Source organism: Hazenella coriacea (genome assembly GCF_004341825.1).
Classification (GTDB): domain Bacteria; phylum Bacillota; class Bacilli; order Thermoactinomycetales; family Thermoactinomycetaceae; genus Hazenella; species Hazenella coriacea.
In genome coordinates, this window is record NZ_SMAG01000002.1 from 277066 (window position 1) to 296838 (window position 19773).

A 19773-nucleotide genomic window follows, 5' to 3' on the forward strand; every position below is an offset into this window, starting at 1 on the left:
GTATACTGGGAAAAAAAGAAATCCTTTAGTCTGCTAATATACTAAAGGGAAGGCGGAGAGTGAAAGTGAATGACTAAACCGCGTACTTTTGAAAAACCAACCGGATTCCGTGATTTCCCCCCTTTATTGGTTCGTAAAAAACGAATGATTCAAGAGCTGGTTCAAATTCAGTTTGAGCGTTGGGGATATCAAGAAGTATATACACCTAGTTTGGAGTTCTACGACACAGTAGGGTTTGCAAGTGCGATTGAGGAATCAAAGATGTTTAAGTTGATCGATCGAGAAGGTAGCACATTGGTATTACGTCCAGACCAAACTGCACCGATCGCACGCCTGGCTGCTTCTGTTTTAAAGGATGAACCCTTACCATTACGTCTGTTCTATCATGCAAATGTATTTCGTTCCCAGGAATTTGAAGCAGGTAGAAATGCGGAGTTTTTTCAATCAGGGGTCGAACTGATAGGGGATTCCCATGCTGAAGCGGATGCTGAAGTGATTGCTCTAGCAGTAGAAGCCCTTCGTGCCTGCCAAATTCCCCATTTTAAAATCGCTTTGGGTCATGTTTCACTATTAGATGCATTGCTTAGGGAACATTTGCCTGATGAAACATGGATCTCCTTGTTGAAAGAAGATCTCGGAAATCGTGATGTCGTTCAGTTTTGTCAACGGTTGGATCAGTTCCAGTTGGATGAAGGAAGTAAAAAGGTCCTACACTCTCTTTTGCGCCCTAAGCAAGACTGGAAATCTATGGAGGCGTTCAAACGTTCAAAGTCGCCTGAAGTTCAAGAGGCTCTTCAACAACTAGAAGAAATCTGGCACTGTTTGGACGATGGGGAGGTTACCCCCTTTTTATCGATTGATCTGTGCTTAGTTGGTCGGCTCCACTATTACACAGGGGTTTACTTTGAAGGGTTTGCAGATCAACAGGGCTTCCCCTTATTGAGTGGGGGTCGTTATGATCATCTCATGGACTTTTTTGGTCGTCCTCTTCCAGCGACTGGGTTTGCACTGAAGATGGACCCTCTATTGGAATCAAGTCCTTTAAATCCAAAAGATAAAGAGCGGACTCTACTGTTATATGATCTCCTGCAAAGAAAAGAAGCGATTCATATGGCTCAGCAACTACGGGAACAAGGGCAAATCGTTATGATGTGTTCAGTTCATGATACCTCGGTTGGATTCAGTCAACGGGATGGAGTTTGTGTGGTTGATTTAACCCAAGGAGGGCAAGAATGCAGATGACAGATTTAACGATAGCTATGCCAAAAGGACGAATCTTTACAGAAGCGATCGCTTTGTTTCAACAATCAGGTCTTCCAATTCCCGACGAATCGGACCTCCAATCGCGGAAGTTAATCGTACAACTCCCCGAAGTGAATCTATCCTTTTTTTTGGCTAAACCGATGGATGTAGCTACTTATGTGGAATATGGAGTGGCTGATCTAGGTGTGGTAGGCAAAGACGTTTTGTTAGAGGAATCTCGTGATGTGTACGAACTTCTTGATTTGAGGATTAGCCCTTGTCGGATTGCTGTAGCAGGGATGCCTAATTGGAAACCACGACTCTATCCTCGAATCGCAACTAAATATCCTCACATTGCTGAAAAATATTTTAAAGAACAGGGACAGCAGGTAGAAGTTATTCGGTTAAACGGTTCCATCGAGCTTGCTCCCTTAATCGGATTGGCTGATCGGATTGTCGATATTGTCTCTACGGGTCAAACGTTGCGAGAAAATGGTCTGATCGAGTTAGAGCATATTACCACTGTTACTTCAAGGCTAATCGCAAATCGTGCAAGTTTCCGTATGAAGCAGCCCAAAATTGACCCACTTGTAGAGTCCTTAACGTCAGCGATTCAAGGAGGAAGTCAGGGATGATTCCAATTGTTTACCCAGGGCACTTTCAAATCAAAAGGGAGATAGAGAATGGATCCGATTCGCAGCGAACCACAGTGAAAAACATTATCTCACAAGTAAAAGCTAAGGGAGACGAAGCGCTTTTTTTATTTACAGAACAGCTAGATGGTGCGAAACTAGATATTCTTCAGGTGAGTGAAGAGGAAATTGAAGCGGCCTTTGCAGAAGTAGATGAAGAATTTGTAGAAGCCCTTCGTGAAGCCGCACAACGAATTCGTCACTATCATGAGAAACAAAAACAAAATTCTTGGTTTGATCCAGAAGCAGATGGAACGATCTTAGGGCAACTGATACAACCACTCGAAAAAGTGGGGATTTATGTTCCTGGTGGAAGTGCCGCCTATCCCTCATCTGTATTGATGAATGCAATTCCCGCCCAGGTTGCTGGTGTGGGAGAGATTGTGATGACAACACCACCTCAGGCGAATGGTTCCATCTATGCTCCTACTTTAGTAGCAGCGAGGATTGCAGGTGTGGATACGATCTTTAAAGTGGGTGGAGCTCAGGCGATTGCAGCACTAGCCTTTGGTACCCCGTCCATCCCTGCTGTAGACAAAGTGGTAGGACCTGGAAATATTTATGTAGCTCTTGCTAAGCAAGAAGTATATGGACAAGTTGATATTGATAGTATTGCGGGTCCGAGTGAGATTGTGGTGATTGCCGATGAGACAGCCAATCCCATCTATGTAGCCGCGGACCTGCTTTCCCAAGCTGAGCATGATCCAATGTCGTCGGCGGTTCTACTAACTCCTTCTGTGACTTTGGCAGAACAGGTTGCCATTCATTTGGAAAAACAATGTGCCCAGTTACCTAGAAAAGTGATTGCCCAGTCAGCACTACAAGATTATGGGGCTATTTGTCTGACTAAGGATGTCGAAGAGGCGATTACGATTTCTAATCGTTTAGCCCCTGAACACCTCGAATTGATGGTTGCAGAACCTTGGAATTACTTGTCCAAAGTGAAGCATGCTGGAGCTGTTTTTCTGGGGGCCAATAGCCCTGAACCCATCGGGGATTATTTTGCAGGTCCCAATCATGTGTTACCGACCCATGGAACAGCTCGCTTTTTCTCTGCTCTAGATGTAAGTCATTTTATGAAGAAAACGAGTGTGATTTCATATAGTCGGGAAGCATTGATGCGTGATGGTCAAAAAGTAATCAAATTAGCACAAGCGGAAGGTCTTGATGCTCATGCAAATTCGATTCAAGTCCGTTTAGCTGAAGATTAAAGAAGGTGAATATCTTGGAACAAACCTTGCAAAGAATAGGTAGTATTTCGCGCAAAACTTTGGAAACTGAGATTGCAGTAACATGGAATTTAGATGGGACTGGAAAAATATCTTGTCATACAGGTGTTCCGTTTTTAGAGCATATGTTGGATCTCTTTGCCAAGCATGGACAGTTTGATCTTGAAGTTCAAGCTAAGGGAGATATTGAGGTGGATGATCATCATACCGTTGAGGATATTGCTATCTGTTTGGGGCAAGCCTTACGAGAAGCCCTAGGGAGTAAACAAGGAATCCGCCGTTATGGGAATAGTTTTGTCCCTATGGATGAAGCCCTAGGGCAAGTCATCATCGATGTATCCAATCGTCCACATCTGGAATTTAGAGCGGAGTTTCCCAGTCAGCAAGTGGGTACTTTTTCGGCAGAGTTGGTTCATGAATTTTTTTGGAAGCTAGCATTAGAAGCTAAAATCACGATTCATGTCATCTGTCATTATGGACGAAATACACACCATATGATCGAAGCATTATTTAAAGCGTTAGGTCGAGCCTTAGATGAAGCTACTCAGACGGATCCAAGGGTTCAAGGGATTCCTTCTTCTAAGGGGGTTCTCTCATGATTTCTATCATCGATTATGGAATGGGAAATATACCGAGCATCAGTAACGCTTTGCAACGCATGAATTATTCCTGTGAGATGACCTCAGACCCTGAGCGAATTCGCCAAGCTTCAGGGTTGATTCTTCCGGGGGTGGGGGCTTTTGGTGATGCCATGCGTGAGTTGGAGATGAGCGATCTTGCTTCTGTGATTAAAGAAGAGGCGATGAAAGGAAAACCGATATTAGGGATTTGTTTGGGAATGCACTTATTATTTACAAGTAGTGATGAGTTTGGATACCACCAAGGCTTAAATTTACTTTCTGGTCATGTGAAACGATTTGAAGGGGATTATAATATCCCGCATATGGGTTGGAACTGGTTAAGCTTTAAGCATCCTCATCCCCTTTACCGTGGCTTAAGTGAAGGTCATGTTTATTTTGTTCATTCGTTCCAAGTGCTAGCAGATAATGATGAAGATGTGATTGGAACAACAGACTATTATCAAACAGTGACGGCAGTGGTTGCACGTGGAAATATTTATGGTATGCAATTTCATCCTGAAAAAAGCGGGCAACTGGGTATGCAATTATTAGATCGTTTTGCCCGTTTGGCTCAAAATTAGGAGGTTGGTTGATATGGGATTTACGATTTATCCAGCGATTGATCTCCGTAATGGTAAATGCGTTCGCTTAACTCAAGGTGATTACCAACAAGAAACGATATATAGTGATGATCCTGTGAGGGTGGCTGAAGAATGGATTCAGGCAGGAGCAGAATGGATTCATGTAGTTGATTTAGATGCTGCTCGCAGTGGAGAACTTGTTAATTTGCCTGTGATTCAACAGATGGTTCAGGCTTGTGAGGCAAAGATTCAAGTAGGTGGTGGAGTGAGGGATTTCGAACGGTTAGAACTCCTCCTACAAAGTGGTGTTGAGCGTGTAATTATTGGATCAGCGGCTATAGATGATGTTGAATTTGTTCGAGAAGCATTGGGGAAATACAGGGGACAGATAGCAATTGGTCTAGATGCCCGAGAAGGGTTGGTTGCCACACATGGGTGGTTACATACTTCTCAAGTTCCTGTAGAAGAATTAGCCCTAAAAATGGTTGAGTTTGGAGCGGAAGTCTTTATCTTTACAGATATTTCTCGAGACGGGATGTTATCGGGAGTGAATATTCAAGCGGTTAAACAAGTAGCCCAAATATGTGGAAAAACTGTGATTGCTTCAGGTGGGGTTCGTTCACTAGATGACATACGACAATTGGCACGTGATGGGATATCAGGAGCAATTGTCGGAAAGGCCTTGTATACGCATACGATCCAGCTGAACGAAGCGTTATCTATGGTAAAGGAGGGCGATCACTATTGATTACAAAGAGAATCATCCCTTGTTTAGATGTTAAAGACGGACGTGTGGTCAAAGGCGTCTCTTTTGAACAATTGCGCGACGCGGGTGACCCGATTGAGTTGGCGGCTCTGTATGATCAAGAAGGGGCAGATGAACTTATTTTTCTAGATATTTCTGCTACATTAGAGGGACGCAAAACAATGTTGGAGATGGTACAACAAGCAGCAGCCCAATTAAGAATCCCATTTACGGTGGGTGGAGGGATTAGCTCCGTTGAAGACATGTACCAAATGATACGAGCAGGTGCAGATAAAGTGTCCATCAATACAGCTGCCATTTTACAACCTGAGTTGATTACAGATGGGGCACGACGGTTTGGAAGTCAATGTCTGGTGATTGCCATTGATGCGAAATATGATCATAAATCACGAGATTGGTGGGTTTATACCCATGGAGGCACCACGAAAACCGAGCGGAAAGTACGAGATTGGGCAAAAGAAGTAGTAGAACGTGGAGCGGGTGAAATTCTCCTCACAAGTATGGATCAAGATGGACATCAGGATGGATTTGATCTACCTCTAACACAACTTATTTCCTCGGAAATAAATATACCTGTGATTGCTTCAGGTGGTGCTGGAAATGGAAAACATTTTGTAGAGGTCTTTGCCCACACAGATGCATCAGCAGCATTAGCAGCTTCCATCTTTCATTTTCAAGAAGTAACGATTCAACAAGTGAAGTCGATGTTGAAAGAGAAAGGATTCGAGATGAGATGATCGACCCTTCATTGATTCATTTTAATGAACAAGGACTCATTCCTGTGATTATTCAAGATGCGGTTAGTAAAGATGTATTAACTTTGGCATACATGAATGAGGAAGCCCTACAAAAAACGTTGGAAGAGGGCGAGACTTGGTTATATAGTCGCTCTCGACAAAAGTTATGGCATAAAGGGGAATCCTCTGGGAATACCCAGCGAGTTACTCACCTGAGCTACGATTGTGATGCAGATGCGATTTTGGCTCAAGTCATTCCTCATGGACCTGCCTGTCATTTAGGAAATGCAAGTTGCTTTCAAGGCGTATCAAATTCATCAACAGATCGTTTCAGCGTCATCAACCAATTAGAATCAATCTTAGCTAAACGGGAAGTGGAGCGACCTGAAGGTGCTTATACCACCTATCTTTTTGATCAAGGCCTAGATAAGATATTGAAAAAAGTTGGGGAAGAGACTTCAGAAGTCATTATTGCTGCTAAAAACCGTTCGCCAGAGGAGTTGCGTTATGAGACTGCAGATCTCCTCTACCACTTGCTGGTTTTGCTCAGAGAGCAGAAGTTACCCATCGATGACGTGATGAATGAATTAAAAGGAAGACTAAAAGAATAGTGTACTTGATCTGAGCATGGATTCTAATTCCATTGGGTTGTTTATTTCTTTGCCTCTCTCTTAGATCGTGTTCGCAAAAGTTGTTCGTTAGAAGGATCATCTCCCCTCTTAGCTTCATTGGATCAAGCCAAACTATTTTCTATTTCATTCAAGTGATTTTCTCAAGTCGAGTAGTTGTATGCAACTAGCGATCCATGTTATCGCAACCACTGGATCACTATTGAATTGATTCAAAAACCTTGGTCAGAGTTCCTAGATCAAGGTTTTCTGCTATAACAAAGACATTTCGTGCACAGATCAACTCCTAACTGTGGATATTTCGACACGATTGACCATCTGCCTATCGGCACATTCATTATCTAACAGTCCAGGTTTGCCAGTCCCATGGCAGGTGATGTGTAGGAAAAAAATAAAGTATTTTTTACTATGTGTTTACAAATAAAGGATTGCGGAACATCCATGCCAAAGTATTTATAGGATCCCAATTGTATCTAATGGGAGTCAATTTTTCAGATGAAATGATTATAAGCTAAGGAGGGCATATTGTGAGTCAGACCTTGTTGTTTTGTTGTTTGTTCATAGTCATCAAATTAGGGTAGCTTCGAACAGGTATGTAATTTGTACAAAATATGATATACTTTCACAAGTACCAAACCACCAGCCCTTACTTTCACTCGCTGGGTGGAGGGAAAATATGAAAAAGACACCGATTCGATTGATTAGTAAAAATAAAAAAGTCGTTCATCTTCAATTAGATGCAAGCTTCTTTTTTGAGCGTGCCGTACGCTCATTAGATCGTCACCGATATGACAAAGCTGTCAAGTATTTCCGATTAGCGATGGAAAAGGAACCAGATAATCCGGTTAACCATTGCAACTTAGCTGGAATTTTATCCGAACTAGGTCGCTTTGAAGAGTCAAACGAAGTGTTGGAAATGGTGGTTAGCGAAGTCGAGCCTAAGCTTTATGAATGTTATTTTTATATGGCTAATAACTCGGCAAATATGGGTGACTTTGAACTAGCTGAAGAGTATTTACTTGACTACTTAAGTTTTGATCCTGAGGGCGAATATGCCGTTGAAGCTGAAGATATGTTATATATGGTCGCTTATGAACTGGGTCGTCCTCCACGTGAGCCGATTTCAGCAAGACTTCCATCTTATTTATTACAACATGATGAAGCACGACAGCATTTAGAAGAAGGACATTTCTTACAAGCGACTGAGATTTTAGAAACTCTCATTGAACAACATCCCGATTTCTTAGCCGCACGAAATAATTTAGCTCTTGCCTATTACTATACGGGCCGTTTGTCTGAGGCGATGAAGTGTATTCATGAAGTTTTAGAAGTGGAACCGTCTAATTTACATGCCTTGTGTAATTTGGCTGTACTGTCTAAACATATGAATGAAGTGAAGATCAGCTGTCAACTGATCGACACACTTAAAAAATTAGTTCCTTTTCACCAAGAGCATGCCTATAAGTTGGCAACAACCATGGGGATTTTGGGAGAACATGAAGTTGCATATGAATTATTTACTCGTCTAGCTAAATTGGAGGAACAAGCGGAGCCTAGTTTGTATCATTATGCAGCTGCCGCTTCTTTTAATACAGGTCGGTTACAACAAGCAAAGAAATATTGGAAAAAAGCAGCACTATTAGATCCTGATTCGGATATCCCACGCTTTTATCTAGGTCAATTACAAGAGTGGAGTCAACGTTTGGATGAGTCGTTACCTGTTGTGAGCTATCATTATCATCTTCCATTTGAGGAACAGATGCTTCAAATGGATCAAATGAAGCCAAACAAGGAGTGGTTGGAGAAAATTAAAAACAATCCTCTTCTCCGTTCCTCCTTTTTTTGGGCACTCCACCATGGTGATTATGCAACAAAGCTACAAGTTCTACATGTCTTGGGTTGGATTGGTGATGCAGAAGTCGAGCAATTGCTCCGGGACTTTTTGCTTCGTAGACAAGAGGATGAAGAATTAAAAAAGGTAGCGTTGTTGATTTTAAAACACCTAGAAGCGACTCCTCCCTACCAAGTTTGGCTTCATGATCAGGTGATAAAAGTGGGCGACGAAGAGATTGATGGCTTTGCTGATCTAGATGAAGATCCAGTCTGGCAGTGTTGCTTGGAAAACTTGGGAACCTACGACTCTGAATATCTAGATTTAGTCAAACATACTTGGCAACAGTGTAAGATTCAGGTTTCAGAGATTCATAAAGCGGAGGCTTGGTCGGCTGCACTCGAATATTTTGTTCTAAAACAATTAGGACAAGCAGTAACTCAACAACAAGTTGCAGATAAATATCATGTCTCCTTATCTACAGTTTCAAGGAAAGTACGGGAGATTCATCAATTGACTCGTAAATCCGAAGAGAAAGAAGAGAAAGAGGAGAAATAGCTATGAAGAAGTTAAACTTAGATACTTTTCAACCTTTTATTCAAGAGGGCAAAAAAGTTGTAGAGTTCAGTGCGGATTGGTGTATTGATTGCAAACGGATTGCTCCGGATTTACCTGCGATTGAGCAAAAATTTAGCTCTTCCTTTGAATTCGCTGAGTTGGATGTAGACGCTGTGCGTGCAGTAGCCGAAAAATATAATGTAAAAGGCATTCCTACTTTCATTGTCTTTTCAGATGGAACTGAAGTAGGAAGACTTCCCAGCCGCAATGCTAAAACCAAAGAGCAAGTTGAGGAATTTCTCTCAAGTATGAAATAATTAACATAGGCTTAACGAATTCGCAACGGGGTTCTTAAAAAAATGATTTATATTATTAAATGAATGGACCCCTTTGATGATAAGATCCTATTTGGACACGCGGACAATCCCTTGTACCGCGTTCTTTTTTTTGTCTTTATTCTTTCATTGTCCAACTGCTTGAAAGATGTTATTCTAGTCTTCAAATAGTGTTTTTCAACGCTTCATGTAAGGTAATAACCGTGAGTATGCTTAGAACCCTTTTTCCGATGAACCCGTTTTATCAATTGGAACAAAGGGTTTTTACCTTTATGGACTGTTAAAAACTTATAAAGAAACTAATAACTATATGAGTAGCGTGGACTATTGTTGTCGATAGAGGAGTTTAAAAACTATGAATCCACGATATATCGGAGTCGATCTTGGCAGTACAAGTATGAAAATGGGGATAGTGAATCAAGATGGAAAGATTCTAGAAGAAAGAGAAGAGCCTACACTTGGGAAAGAAGGTTCGACTGAGGGGATCCAGCGGTTGATTCGATCTGTTCGAGACATGGTTGAGCAAGTATCGATGTCTTGGGATGAAATTACAGGAATTGGAGTCGGTTTGCCAGGCTTTTTAGATATTCCAAATGGAAAGATCATACATCTGACTAATTTAGGATGGATATCCCCATTTGCGATGTATTACAAACTGCATGGAAGAAGCCAGTCACCATCGACAATGATGCGAATGTTGCCGCTTTAGGGGAGGCGTGGATGGGTGCTGGAGTTGGAGTTAATCATCTGGTTTGTGTCACTTTGGGAACGGGAGTAGGTGGAGGCCTGATCTCAGAAGGAAAGTTGATTCGGGGGATGAACGGCTTTGCGGGTGAGATTGGGCATATCCAGATTGATCCACAAGGTCGAGTTTGTAACTGTGGTCAGGTAGGTTGTTTGGAGACCTTCTCATCGGCTTCTGCGATCGTCCACAGGGCACAAGAGTGTATGACCATGGGGCGATCCATTTTACTCGATCGAGATAAACAATTAACTGCCCAGCAGATCTTTGAACTAGCTACGCAAAAGGATGAACTCGCTTTACATGTGATTCAACCTGCGATTGAAGCATTGGCACGAGTATTTGCTACTCTTTCTGTTGTGTTAAACCCAGCACTTTTTATTGTTGGCGGGGGTGTATCCAAAGCAGGTGACTCTTTGTTTTTGCCATTACGAGAGAAGTATGCAGAGTATACACAAAACAGTGTACAAAAAGATGTGCGAATCATTCCAGCAGAATTAGGAAGCCGTGCAGGGTTTGTAGGTGCAGCTCGTTTAATTGCGCAGCAGGAAAACTAATGTATAATAGAGGGAACCGAAAGGATAAGGGTGATGACTTTGGAAAAAAGTAATGAATTAAACCTAGTCGTCATCACCGGGATGTCCGGCGCAGGTAAAACAGTAGCAGTGCAAAGTTTAGAAGATCTAGGATTTTTTTGTGTGGATAACCTACCTCCGATCTTGTTACCCAAGTTTGCTGAGCTACTTGAACAATCGGAAGGTAAGCTCCGGAAAGTAGCACTGGTGATTGACTTAAGAGGTCGCGAATTTTTTAACTCTCTCTTTAAAGCATTGGATGATTTAGAACAGAGACATGGCATCGAGCATCAAATTATGTTTCTCGATGCGAATGACCAGACCTTGGTACGTCGATATAAAGAGACTAGACGCAGGCACCCTCTCTCTCCTTATGGAACTCCTCTGGATGGAATTATCCAAGAGCGGAAGCTGCTTGAGGAGATTAAAGGGCGAGCTCATCAGGTGATAGATACCAGCCAGTTGAAGCCTAATGAATTAAAGGAGAAAATTGGAACCCGATTTTCACAACTGGATCAGTTAGGATTGGCTGTTACATTTTTATCGTTTGGGTTTAAACATGGGGTTCCGATCGATGCGGATCTCGTGTTTGATGTTCGTTTTTTACCTAATCCCCATTATGTGGATTCATTACGACCACAAACAGGCAAAGATATAGATGTTTCCAATTATGTGATGAAATGGACGGAGACCCAAGAGCTTCTCGAAAAGCTGATCGATTTATTCACTTTCCTATTCCCGCAATACCGACGTGAAGGAAAAACACAACTGGTCGTAGGAATCGGTTGTACAGGTGGAAAACACCGGTCTGTTTCCATTGCTGAATACTTGTACAATCACTTTAAAGAACAAGAACGCTGCCGAGTGACACACCGAGACATCGAGAAAGGCGGATAAGCAAGGTGTCTATCATTCACGAATACGATAGAAAGGGGCATGTACGCCCCAAGATCGTCTGTATTGGGGGCGGAACTGGACTCTCTGTCATTCTTCGAGGTCTCAAAAAGTTACCTGTTGACATTACTGCAATCGTCACTGTTGCAGATGATGGGGGAAGCTCAGGGCGATTACGGAATGATTTACAAATGCCTCCACCGGGAGATATTCGTAATGTGCTGTTGGCATTAGCAGATACAGAACCATTATTAGAAAGTGTGTTCCAGTATCGATTTGAAAATGGGGAAGGTTTAGCTGGACATACTTTAGGTAATCTCATGCTTGCTGCTATGAAAGAAATTACAGGTGATTTTACTCAAGCTGTCAAAGAAATGAGCCGTGTTTTAGCTGTTCGGGGACGTGTGTTACCTGCTTGTGAACAAGATGTTGTATTATTAGCAGAGATGGCGGATGGTACGATTGTTCGAGGTGAATCACAAATTCCCAAGACGGGTAAACTCATTCGTCGTGTATTTCTTCACCCACCTGCACCTTCACCCCAAGAAGAAGCAATTCAAGCGATTCAGGAAGCGGATGGAATTGTTGTAGGACCGGGTAGTCTATATACAAGCATTCTTCCTAATTTATTAGTTAAAGATATGAGTGAAACGATCCAAGCTTCCCAAGCATGCAAAATCTATATATGTAATGTGATGACTCAATTGGGTGAAACGGATCATTTCACAGCTAGTGATCATATTCGTACGATTTATGAGCATGTAGGGGAGTGCCTATTTGATATTGCTATTATTAACAATGAAGTCCCACCCCAGTCGATTCAACTACAATATGCAGAACGCAATCAGCAGATGGTCATTCCAGATATTGATCAGATCCATCAGCTAGGTTGCCATGCACTTGCAGATAATTTATTACTTTACCAAAGTGTATTGCGGCATGATGCCGATCGAATTAGCCGTCATATTTTTAGATTGATACGTGAAAAGTTAAGAAAATCGCAGAGTGGGTAGGGAGAAGGGATGTATCAAATGTCCTTTACCTCTGTAACCAAGAAAGAGCTTACACAGTTTGAAGCTGAAGATTGTTGTCGAAAAGCAGAATTATCAGCTTTGGTTCGAATGAATGGAACGGTTCAATTGAAACCACAGCGAGTTATTTTAGATATCACTACGGAAAACCCATCTACAGCTCGACATGTGTTTTCTTTACTTAAGCATGTCTACAAAGTTCAACCTGAAGTGCTTGTACGTAGAAAAGTTCGTTTAAAAAAGAATCATGTCTATTTAATTCGAATCGCAACCCAAGCAAATGAGATCTTAACAGATCTGGGTATCTTTCAACCAAACACATGGAAACGTGTAGATGGCATTGATCCTCGATTGGTTGAAAAAGAGTGTTGTACACGTGCTTATTTGCGTGGTTCTTTTCTAGCAGGTGGATCTGTTAATAATCCCGATAGTGCCTCTTATCATCTTGAGATTGTAAGCACCTATCATGATCATAGTGAAGCTTTATGTGAATTAATGAACCAATATCGTTTACACGCTAAAATCATTGAGCGAAAAAAAGGGTATGTTGCCTATATTAAAGAAGGAGATAAAATCGGTGAATTTCTGAATATCATCGGTGCACACCCTTCTTTATTGCATTTTGAAAACGTTCGAATTATGAAGGATATGCGTAACTCTGTCAATCGATTAGTCAATTGTGAGACAGCGAATTTAAATAAAACGATTCAAGCAGCTATGCGCCAGATTGAAAATATTCAGCTCATCGACCAAGAGATCGGTTTGGATCAACTCCCAGACCGTTTAAGAGAGGTTGCAGAGACGAGATTACAAAATCCAGAACTTAACTTAGCAGAACTAGGAGAGTTAATACCTAGTGGAAAAGTAAGCAAATCAGCGATTAATCACCGCTTTCGTAAAATCGAAGAAATGGCAAAGAAACTTCGTCAATCCCGTTCATGATCAGATGGCGGACAAGGAGGATAACGATGGTAGAGAAACAAGTGATTGTACATTTACAGACAGGTCTACATGCTCGACCCGCCGCACTTTTTGTTCAGGAAGCAAATAAATTCTCCTCGGATATTTTTGTGATCAAAGAACATAAGAAAGTGAATGCAAAAAGCATTATGGGGATCATGAGCTTAGCTGTCTCTCGAGGAACAGAGATTACGATTACCGCAGAAGGATCAGATGAAGCAGAGGCTGTACATGCACTCGCTGAAATTGTAAATAAAACCGAATAAGGGTAACAGCTTTTCTTCCTGATCAACTGAAATCAACATCTACATGTGTAAGATCCGATAGATGAAAGATTACTTTTGATCAGGATTTTGTTTCATTCTGGGTTTGTCCATGTAATATCCTCGAAAACGTGCAAATCATGTAACAAATTGGGTAGTCAAAGACTATTTTTTTTATATAAAATATGTATAAGGTAAAATAAAACGGATTGAGCTTAGACTCAGCTATTTGATTTAAAAAATTCTAAAAACTTGTAGGATCCAAATTCGGAGGAAAACATGGACGCGTTCCTTTATCCATTGCTTACCCTGTTGTATATCGTTCTGTTTATTTGGAGTTTCCGTACCTTTTATGAGTCATCTTTTTGGGGTACGTCGTGGGTTCTTTTTATTTTAGTAGCACTCATATACGATAGTATCATTTTATCTATTGGAAATTGGATCGGTGTAGGGGAATGGTTAGAGGTTCTCAGTTTATTTCGGTATTTGTTACAGGTACTCCTTGTGCCAACACTCGTTTTTGTCTCCTTAGATATACTACGTCGGATTGATGTAGAGTGGTCTGAATACCTGAGTATACGCATCGCTTTTAATCTATATACTTTTGGTATAACGGTACTAGGGGTTTTTACTGAAGTGATCTGGATTCACCTAGAACCCATTTCCTCACATGGATTGCTACGCTATGCTTCTACAGACTCACACTTCCCTTTTTCTGCACTCTTTATGATCATTCCACTATTCATCGCAGCCATCATGGTATGGAAAAAGTTAAGATGGCCCATTCTCCTAATGGGGAGCATCGTTGCAATTATGGGTGGTCTAATCGCATTGTGGTGTGATAGCTTTCTACTCATCTCGGTCTCTCAACTCATCTTAATGTGGAGTATCGTATTGACAGAGCAAAAGCTAAAACAAGAAGACTTTGGAAGTACACAACTATATCAATGAAGAACTCTCGGCTGATTGATATACGCAAGGGGTGTATCAGTTCTTCAAGAAAGTAGCCACTCATCGCTATAAGCAAAATTAACGCCAAAACCACTTCTGATCATGGTGACAGAAGTGGTTTTTCTATAATAAGAAAGAAGGACTATTCCTCCTCAACTAAATATCCATGCGATTAACATCCATAAAGGCGATAAGAAAGAAAGAAGAAACGTAAGCACTAACAAAATAAGAAAAAAACATCCTATGCATCCTAACAAGTCGCTTTCCTGTTGACAACAGCATCTACTATACCTACTACAGCAACATTTTTTTCTAAACATACCAACCCCCACTTTATCTCTTTAAAAAGTTTAGCCGGATTTCAGATCCGTATGTTGAGGAACTTTCTTCTTATGTTTTTCTTCAAGTAGTATGTATAAGAGAAATAACCAATAACAAGAGTGACGACAGGATAGTTACTAACTTGTTATGCTTCAAGGCAACTGAAACTCCTTCCATTGTTCTTTTAAGCCGGGGTAGTGTCTATTTAACGACGCATAATCAAATTCTTCCAATCTACCTCCCACTTGTACCTGCCATTTGCCATCAAGCTTAATTAATAAAATCCCATAGATCTTGTCTTTTACAGGTTCATAGATATAGAATAATTTCTTATCCTCACTTTTGTATTCTGGACCTTCTGGTTCTTCAACCATTAGAACCGGAGAGCTAGGACTGGGATCTTTTTCTTCTTCTATGACCCATTTAACATATTTTTGATCCCAAAACCCTGGAGCAATATAACTCTCGGCTTTGGAACGATTACCTTCAACCCATAAGGCTTTATAAAATTGTAATGCGATCTCTTCTTCTTCTGACATGCCCCCGATCTGGCTGATAACCAGATAAGAAGCAGTCAATAGTACGACTATAAAACTACTGATTACAATCCATTTATGCTTTTTACTCTGATTCCACAGGGATCCAAAGAGATTCATATACTTACCTCCTCATTGATAGTTTGATCACGAAGATGACCACATTTTTTAATTTTGCTAGTACTGTTTCAATATGGAACAATGATTCATACTGACTCTCACTTTCCGAAACTTAGAGTGATGTTATAGAATTTAAGAAACTCCAAAAACTCCGGATTACTTGGTAGTAACCCAAGAATAAGATGCAACTATAATAATACATAAGAAAATTCCTTATAATCAATGGATTTTCACTTCTATTCAGATATAACTCTAAATATTTTTCAAAAAGTGTTGGATTCTGTAAATCGTATGATCTAACAGGATTGATAGTATCACACACTTAGATAATCTTTCTTTTTAAAAAACGATAAGAGTCGTTATTAGACTATTTATTTAATGAAACTAAGATTTCTTGTATGAGCGTATCAACTCGTTGGTATGTAGGGATTCAGTTACAATGAGAGTAGAGGAGGGATTGAAATGGTTCAATACATACAAAGAATCAGTGTAGTCGTTGTTTTGCTCGTGGGACTTTTACTTCTCGGAGGTTGTTCGGAAGAGGTAGATTCCAAGGAAACAGCTGCCAAAAAGATCACTGGTATTCAGCAAACGGCTACAGTGATTGAAGTGATTGATGGGGATACGATCAAAGTGGAGATCGAAGGGCGTAAAGAATCAGTCCGTTTCTTACTGATCGATACTCCTGAAACAAATCATCCAAAGTTAGGAGAACAACCTTTTGGTCAAGAGGCAAAAAGGTTTGTGAAGGAGATGTTACCGAAGGGGACTAAAATCACTTATGAAAAGGATGTTTCAGATCGGGATAAATATGGAAGACTGCTTGGCTATATTTATGTGGGAGATCAGTCGGTTCAAGAGGCCTTATTGGAAAGAGGATTAGCACGAGTCGCTTATATCTATGAGCCCAATGTGAAGTATGTGGATGAGTATCGTGCGATTCAAAAGCAAGCTCAGAAAAAGGGAGTTGGTATTTGGTCCATCGAAGATTATGCTCAAAAGGATGGTTTTCATCCTGAAGTCATGGCTGAACCACATGTGAAGCAAAATAAAGAAAAACAAAGTGGAATCGAATCGAATGACCCTGAATCCAAACATCTGGGTCCCTTTGTGGCATCTAAGAATAGTGAAGTTTATCACAAGATTGAGTGTAAAGAAGCAGAGCAGATTAAACCCGAAAACCGAATTTATTTTGAGACTGAGCAGGAAGTACAGGATACGGGACGTCGCCGAAGTAAAGCGAAAGGATGTTGGTAAAGCACAGGGGGGTTTATCTAAAGAGACGACTGATGAAGGATACAAGGAATATTCCTGCAATCACGACCATCACCCAAAATAAGAAGCGGTCTTGTTTATCAAAGGAATTCTTCTCCATTTTTAAATCTCCTTTCACACGTTAATTTTTAGTAAATCGTACAGCTGATTCCCTATAGCTTTAGTATAGACTTGTCTATAGATCCACATGTGTGAGATCGATGGCAAAGGTATGACCTTCTAATGTCAATAAAACAAACGAGCGACTCATGATTTGAGTCACTCGTTTGTTTCTCTATAAACTATTTGATTGTTTTTTTTTATTTTTTTTAATTAAAGCAAAGATAATATATCCAACTACCAAGATTCCACCAACAGTAAGGGTAATGATCCCAAAATATTCATTGATAAACTCTTGAGCTGCATTTCCAAGCCACATGATCAGGGCTGCTTCTAAAAAGAAACGACCTCCCCGACCCAGTAAAGACCACAGGATGACATCTCTTTTTTTAACATTACACATTCCAGATGCGATAGTAAAAACTTTGTAAGGGATGGGGGTAAAACCGGCAATGGCTAAAGCAGCTCCACCATAACGGTCAAAGTAACCTTCTACTTTTTCAATCAATTCAGGCTTGAAAAAGCGAAGCATGAGTTTTCTTCCAAATTTATTTCCCAACCACCATCCTAGTATAGCACCTGCTACAGAAGTGATAGTGGTGATGAATGCATACCATAGAGCAAGCTCAGGCTGTGCAATTCCCATTGGGATTAGAAGAACATCAGGCGGAATCGGAAAGAAAGACGATTCCATGAATGAAATGGCCCCTAAACCCCAAGCACCATACTCAAGGAAGTAGTCAGTCCATTCTTGTAGTAAGCTACTCAACGATGATAGGAAATCTTGGAGTGTTAATAGAGTCATAGCTAACAACAACGACACAGGGACATCTCCCACCTTTCATGAAATCCATTATACATGAGTGAGAGAAGATAAAAAAGAAACCGTATTTACATTTTTATTAACATTCCTTTAAGAAACAATAAAAAACCTTTGGTATGATATACCAAAGGTTGATAAAGCTCGATGGACTTGCATGTATGGAAACTATTTTTTTGAGGTAGTCATGATTTTGTCAATCAATCCGTATTGGAGTGCTTCATCAGCACTCATAAAGTTGTCCCGATCTGTATCTTGTTCTACTTTTTCGAGTGGTTGACCTGTAAAATCAGACAACATGTGATTGAGATGATCCCGCATTCGTAAGATCCGTTTGGCACCAATTTCGATATCTGTCGCTTGACCTTGTGCACCACCCAGTGGTTGATGAATCATGACTTCACTATTAGGTAGGGCAAACCGCTTTCCTTTTGCTCCAGCAGCTAGTAAGAAAGCACCCATGGATGCAGCCATACCAATACAGATTGTAGAAACATCAGGTTTAACAAATTGCATGGTATCGAAAATGGCCATACCCGAAGTGATGCTTCCACCTGGTGAATTAATATAAAGATGAATATCTTTATCAGGGTCTTCAGAAGCTAGAAATAACAGTTGGGCTACAATGACATTGGCCACATTGTCATCTATAGGACTTCCTAATAAAATAATTCGATCTTTAAGTAATCGGGAATAAATATCATAGGAGCGTTCGCCACGATTGGTCTGTTCGACAACCATCGGAACGAGGTTCATGTTAGTGGGTGTTCCAAACTCGGACATCACCCATCCCCCTTTCAGATAGAGATAACCCGTGTCAAACAGGTCTCTTATCATTTAATTTTACACTTAAGGTCAAGGAAGGTCAAACTATTTTTGCGTGTAGGTACAAAAATTCGCCGCCCCGCCTTCCTAATTTTACCACTTAAAAAGGAAATAAAACCGATTTAAATAAAGGTAACTTAGCAACAATTTCAAGAAAATATATTTACTTTATAAAAAAATATACATACACACAATTTGATTTTAAAAGTATATTAGATGATATTGAATCATCCGACTTTTTGAGATAAACTTAGCTAAAACCTATTGGTTAGCGTTGTTTTTAACTGATTGTAATAGAGATCTAAAAGCAAAAGTTGCTCTATATGATGTTGACATGCTCTTGCTCTTTGAAGAGTGAGAAAGATTTCATACACAATCAGTTAATGGTTTTTATCACAAAACAAAAAAAGAAATGAAATCAATCTACCGATATGCCACCTGTTGAGTGATGTAATAGGGAAAGTTTGGATCATACAAATATCTCAGCACTGCAATAGCTGAGAAAGGAGTTGATGATTAATGACAATGGGATTGGATGTCAAAGTAAGTAAATTAATGAATTTGGGAGAATTGATCATCAAGACTGAGATTGCCTGTAAAGAGCTACTAGGAATGAATTGTTGTCCACCTTTACAGGTGAAAGAAATGAAAAATAATAAAGTGTTTGAAGTGAATGATGACTTAACTTTGGAACCAAGTACCTTTTATGTTATGAGTCTAAGTACAGTCCCTGAAGATGATGTTAGCTTTATTGTTGTGAATTTACCTAACTCTATTCACAATCAGTTGGATCTAGGATCAGGGGCATGGGCATGTATTCATATACAAGAGAAGAAATCACCAGTCCAATTTGCAATCGCAGCAAGTCTAGCCCAAGTAATTGCAACAGAATGCCAGTCATCCATCTATGATGAACGAAAGGTATGGGTCAACCAAACGGTAACTTCACCAGAAGAGTTTAAAAACCTGTTATCGGTTAAAGAGAAATGTAACAATTCAAAAAAATCCCTCAAAATATTTTATGATCAATTAGCTGGTGTCCCGATTGATGTAGAGTAATCACCATAATATTGTGAACATACATATTAATTATCAAAAATGGATTGAAGTCCTCTTGCTGTAGGGGGCTTTTTATTATTCA

The 19773-nt window shown here is 40.4% G+C and carries 20 protein-coding genes and 1 pseudogene; 18 read left to right on the forward strand and 3 right to left on the reverse strand.

Annotated elements, in window-relative coordinates; translation table 11 throughout:
- The first annotated feature begins 69 nt into the window (after positions 1 to 69).
- The 16 genes and pseudogenes from hisZ (at position 70) to EDD58_RS04720 (ending at position 14636) form a co-directional block, all read left to right on the forward strand.
- Entirely contained in the window at positions 70 to 1242 is a 1173-nt protein-coding gene (gene hisZ, locus EDD58_RS04640; RefSeq protein ID WP_131923678.1) for an ATP phosphoribosyltransferase regulatory subunit, read from the forward strand.
- Complete coding sequence (gene hisG, locus EDD58_RS04645; protein WP_131923966.1) at positions 1239 to 1877, forward strand: ATP phosphoribosyltransferase; 639 nt, start codon at positions 1239 to 1241, stop codon at positions 1875 to 1877. The genes hisZ and hisG overlap by 4 nt, the downstream gene beginning before the upstream one ends.
- Positions 1877 to 3145: a histidinol dehydrogenase gene (hisD, locus tag EDD58_RS04650; protein WP_424321653.1), complete on the forward strand. Its 1269-nt coding sequence runs from the start codon at positions 1877 to 1879 to the stop codon at positions 3143 to 3145. The genes hisG and hisD overlap by 1 nt, the downstream gene beginning before the upstream one ends.
- An 11-nt stretch (positions 3146 to 3156) precedes the next feature.
- Positions 3157 to 3762 carry an imidazoleglycerol-phosphate dehydratase HisB gene (gene hisB, locus EDD58_RS04655; RefSeq protein WP_424321654.1) on the forward strand — a complete coding sequence of 202 codons (606 nt, stop codon included), beginning with the start codon at positions 3157 to 3159 and terminating at the stop codon, positions 3760 to 3762.
- Positions 3759 to 4364 (forward strand): imidazole glycerol phosphate synthase subunit HisH, encoded by a 606-nt coding sequence (gene hisH / locus EDD58_RS04660; RefSeq protein ID WP_131923680.1) that lies wholly within the window; start codon positions 3759 to 3761, stop codon positions 4362 to 4364. The genes hisB and hisH overlap by 4 nt, the downstream gene beginning before the upstream one ends.
- Positions 4365 to 4377: 13 nt before the next feature.
- Positions 4378 to 5112, forward strand: coding sequence for a 1-(5-phosphoribosyl)-5-[(5-phosphoribosylamino)methylideneamino]imidazole-4-carboxamide isomerase (hisA, locus tag EDD58_RS04665; protein ID WP_131923681.1), 735 nt, complete (start codon positions 4378 to 4380; stop codon positions 5110 to 5112).
- Positions 5109 to 5867, forward strand: coding sequence for an imidazole glycerol phosphate synthase subunit HisF (hisF, locus tag EDD58_RS04670; protein ID WP_131923682.1), 759 nt, complete (start codon positions 5109 to 5111; stop codon positions 5865 to 5867). Before hisA ends, hisF begins: the two co-directional genes overlap by 4 nt.
- Positions 5864 to 6478, forward strand: coding sequence for a bifunctional phosphoribosyl-AMP cyclohydrolase/phosphoribosyl-ATP diphosphatase HisIE (gene hisIE, locus EDD58_RS04675; protein WP_131923683.1), 615 nt, complete (start codon positions 5864 to 5866; stop codon positions 6476 to 6478). The genes hisF and hisIE overlap by 4 nt, the downstream gene beginning before the upstream one ends.
- A gap of 694 nt (positions 6479 to 7172) precedes the next feature.
- On the forward strand, positions 7173 to 8885 hold the full coding sequence (locus EDD58_RS04680; protein ID WP_131923684.1) for a tetratricopeptide repeat protein: 1713 nt from the start codon (positions 7173 to 7175) through the stop codon (positions 8883 to 8885).
- A 2-nt stretch (positions 8886 to 8887) separates the two neighbouring features.
- Positions 8888 to 9202 carry a thioredoxin family protein gene (locus EDD58_RS04685; protein ID WP_131923685.1) on the forward strand — a complete coding sequence of 105 codons (315 nt, stop codon included), beginning with the start codon at positions 8888 to 8890 and terminating at the stop codon, positions 9200 to 9202.
- A 421-nt stretch (positions 9203 to 9623) separates the two neighbouring features.
- Positions 9624 to 10519, forward strand: a pseudogene (locus EDD58_RS04695) (ROK family protein).
- Positions 10520 to 10552: 33 nt separating this feature from the next.
- Positions 10553 to 11434: an RNase adapter RapZ gene (rapZ, locus tag EDD58_RS04700; RefSeq protein ID WP_131923688.1), complete on the forward strand. Its 882-nt coding sequence runs from the start codon at positions 10553 to 10555 to the stop codon at positions 11432 to 11434.
- A gap of 14 nt (positions 11435 to 11448) precedes the next feature.
- On the forward strand, positions 11449 to 12444 hold the full coding sequence (locus EDD58_RS04705) for a gluconeogenesis factor YvcK family protein (protein ID WP_131923968.1): 996 nt from the start codon (positions 11449 to 11451) through the stop codon (positions 12442 to 12444).
- 18 nt (positions 12445 to 12462) lie between these two features.
- Positions 12463 to 13404 carry a DNA-binding protein WhiA gene (whiA, locus tag EDD58_RS04710; RefSeq protein WP_131923689.1) on the forward strand — a complete coding sequence of 314 codons (942 nt, stop codon included), beginning with the start codon at positions 12463 to 12465 and terminating at the stop codon, positions 13402 to 13404.
- 26 nt (positions 13405 to 13430) lie between these two features.
- Positions 13431 to 13688, forward strand: a complete 258-nt coding sequence (locus tag EDD58_RS04715; RefSeq protein WP_131923690.1) for an HPr family phosphocarrier protein — start codon at positions 13431 to 13433, stop codon at positions 13686 to 13688.
- A 276-nt stretch (positions 13689 to 13964) separates the two neighbouring features.
- Positions 13965 to 14636 carry a hypothetical protein gene (locus EDD58_RS04720; RefSeq protein WP_131923691.1) on the forward strand — a complete coding sequence of 224 codons (672 nt, stop codon included), beginning with the start codon at positions 13965 to 13967 and terminating at the stop codon, positions 14634 to 14636.
- Positions 14637 to 15109: 473 nt separating this feature from the next.
- Here EDD58_RS04720 and EDD58_RS04725 read toward each other — a convergent pair whose 3' ends face one another.
- Complete coding sequence (locus EDD58_RS04725) at positions 15110 to 15613, reverse strand: hypothetical protein (RefSeq protein WP_131923692.1); 504 nt, start codon at positions 15611 to 15613, stop codon at positions 15110 to 15112.
- 462 nt (positions 15614 to 16075) lie between these two features.
- Between EDD58_RS04725 and EDD58_RS04730 the strand changes: the two genes are divergently transcribed.
- On the forward strand, positions 16076 to 16870 hold the full coding sequence (locus tag EDD58_RS04730) for a thermonuclease family protein (RefSeq protein ID WP_131923693.1): 795 nt from the start codon (positions 16076 to 16078) through the stop codon (positions 16868 to 16870).
- A gap of 292 nt (positions 16871 to 17162) precedes the next feature.
- Here the strand turns inward: EDD58_RS04730 and EDD58_RS04735 are convergent, their stop codons facing one another.
- On the reverse strand, positions 17163 to 17810 hold the full coding sequence (locus tag EDD58_RS04735) for a YqaA family protein (RefSeq protein ID WP_243648656.1): 648 nt from the start codon (positions 17808 to 17810) through the stop codon (positions 17163 to 17165).
- A gap of 165 nt (positions 17811 to 17975) precedes the next feature.
- Positions 17976 to 18563, reverse strand: coding sequence for an ATP-dependent Clp endopeptidase proteolytic subunit ClpP (clpP, locus tag EDD58_RS04740; protein ID WP_131923970.1), 588 nt, complete (start codon positions 18561 to 18563; stop codon positions 17976 to 17978).
- A 600-nt stretch (positions 18564 to 19163) separates the two neighbouring features.
- Between clpP and EDD58_RS04745 the strand changes: the two genes are divergently transcribed.
- Positions 19164 to 19691, forward strand: a complete 528-nt coding sequence (locus EDD58_RS04745; RefSeq protein ID WP_207903252.1) for a hypothetical protein — start codon at positions 19164 to 19166, stop codon at positions 19689 to 19691.
- The last annotated feature ends 82 nt before the right edge of the window (positions 19692 to 19773 follow it).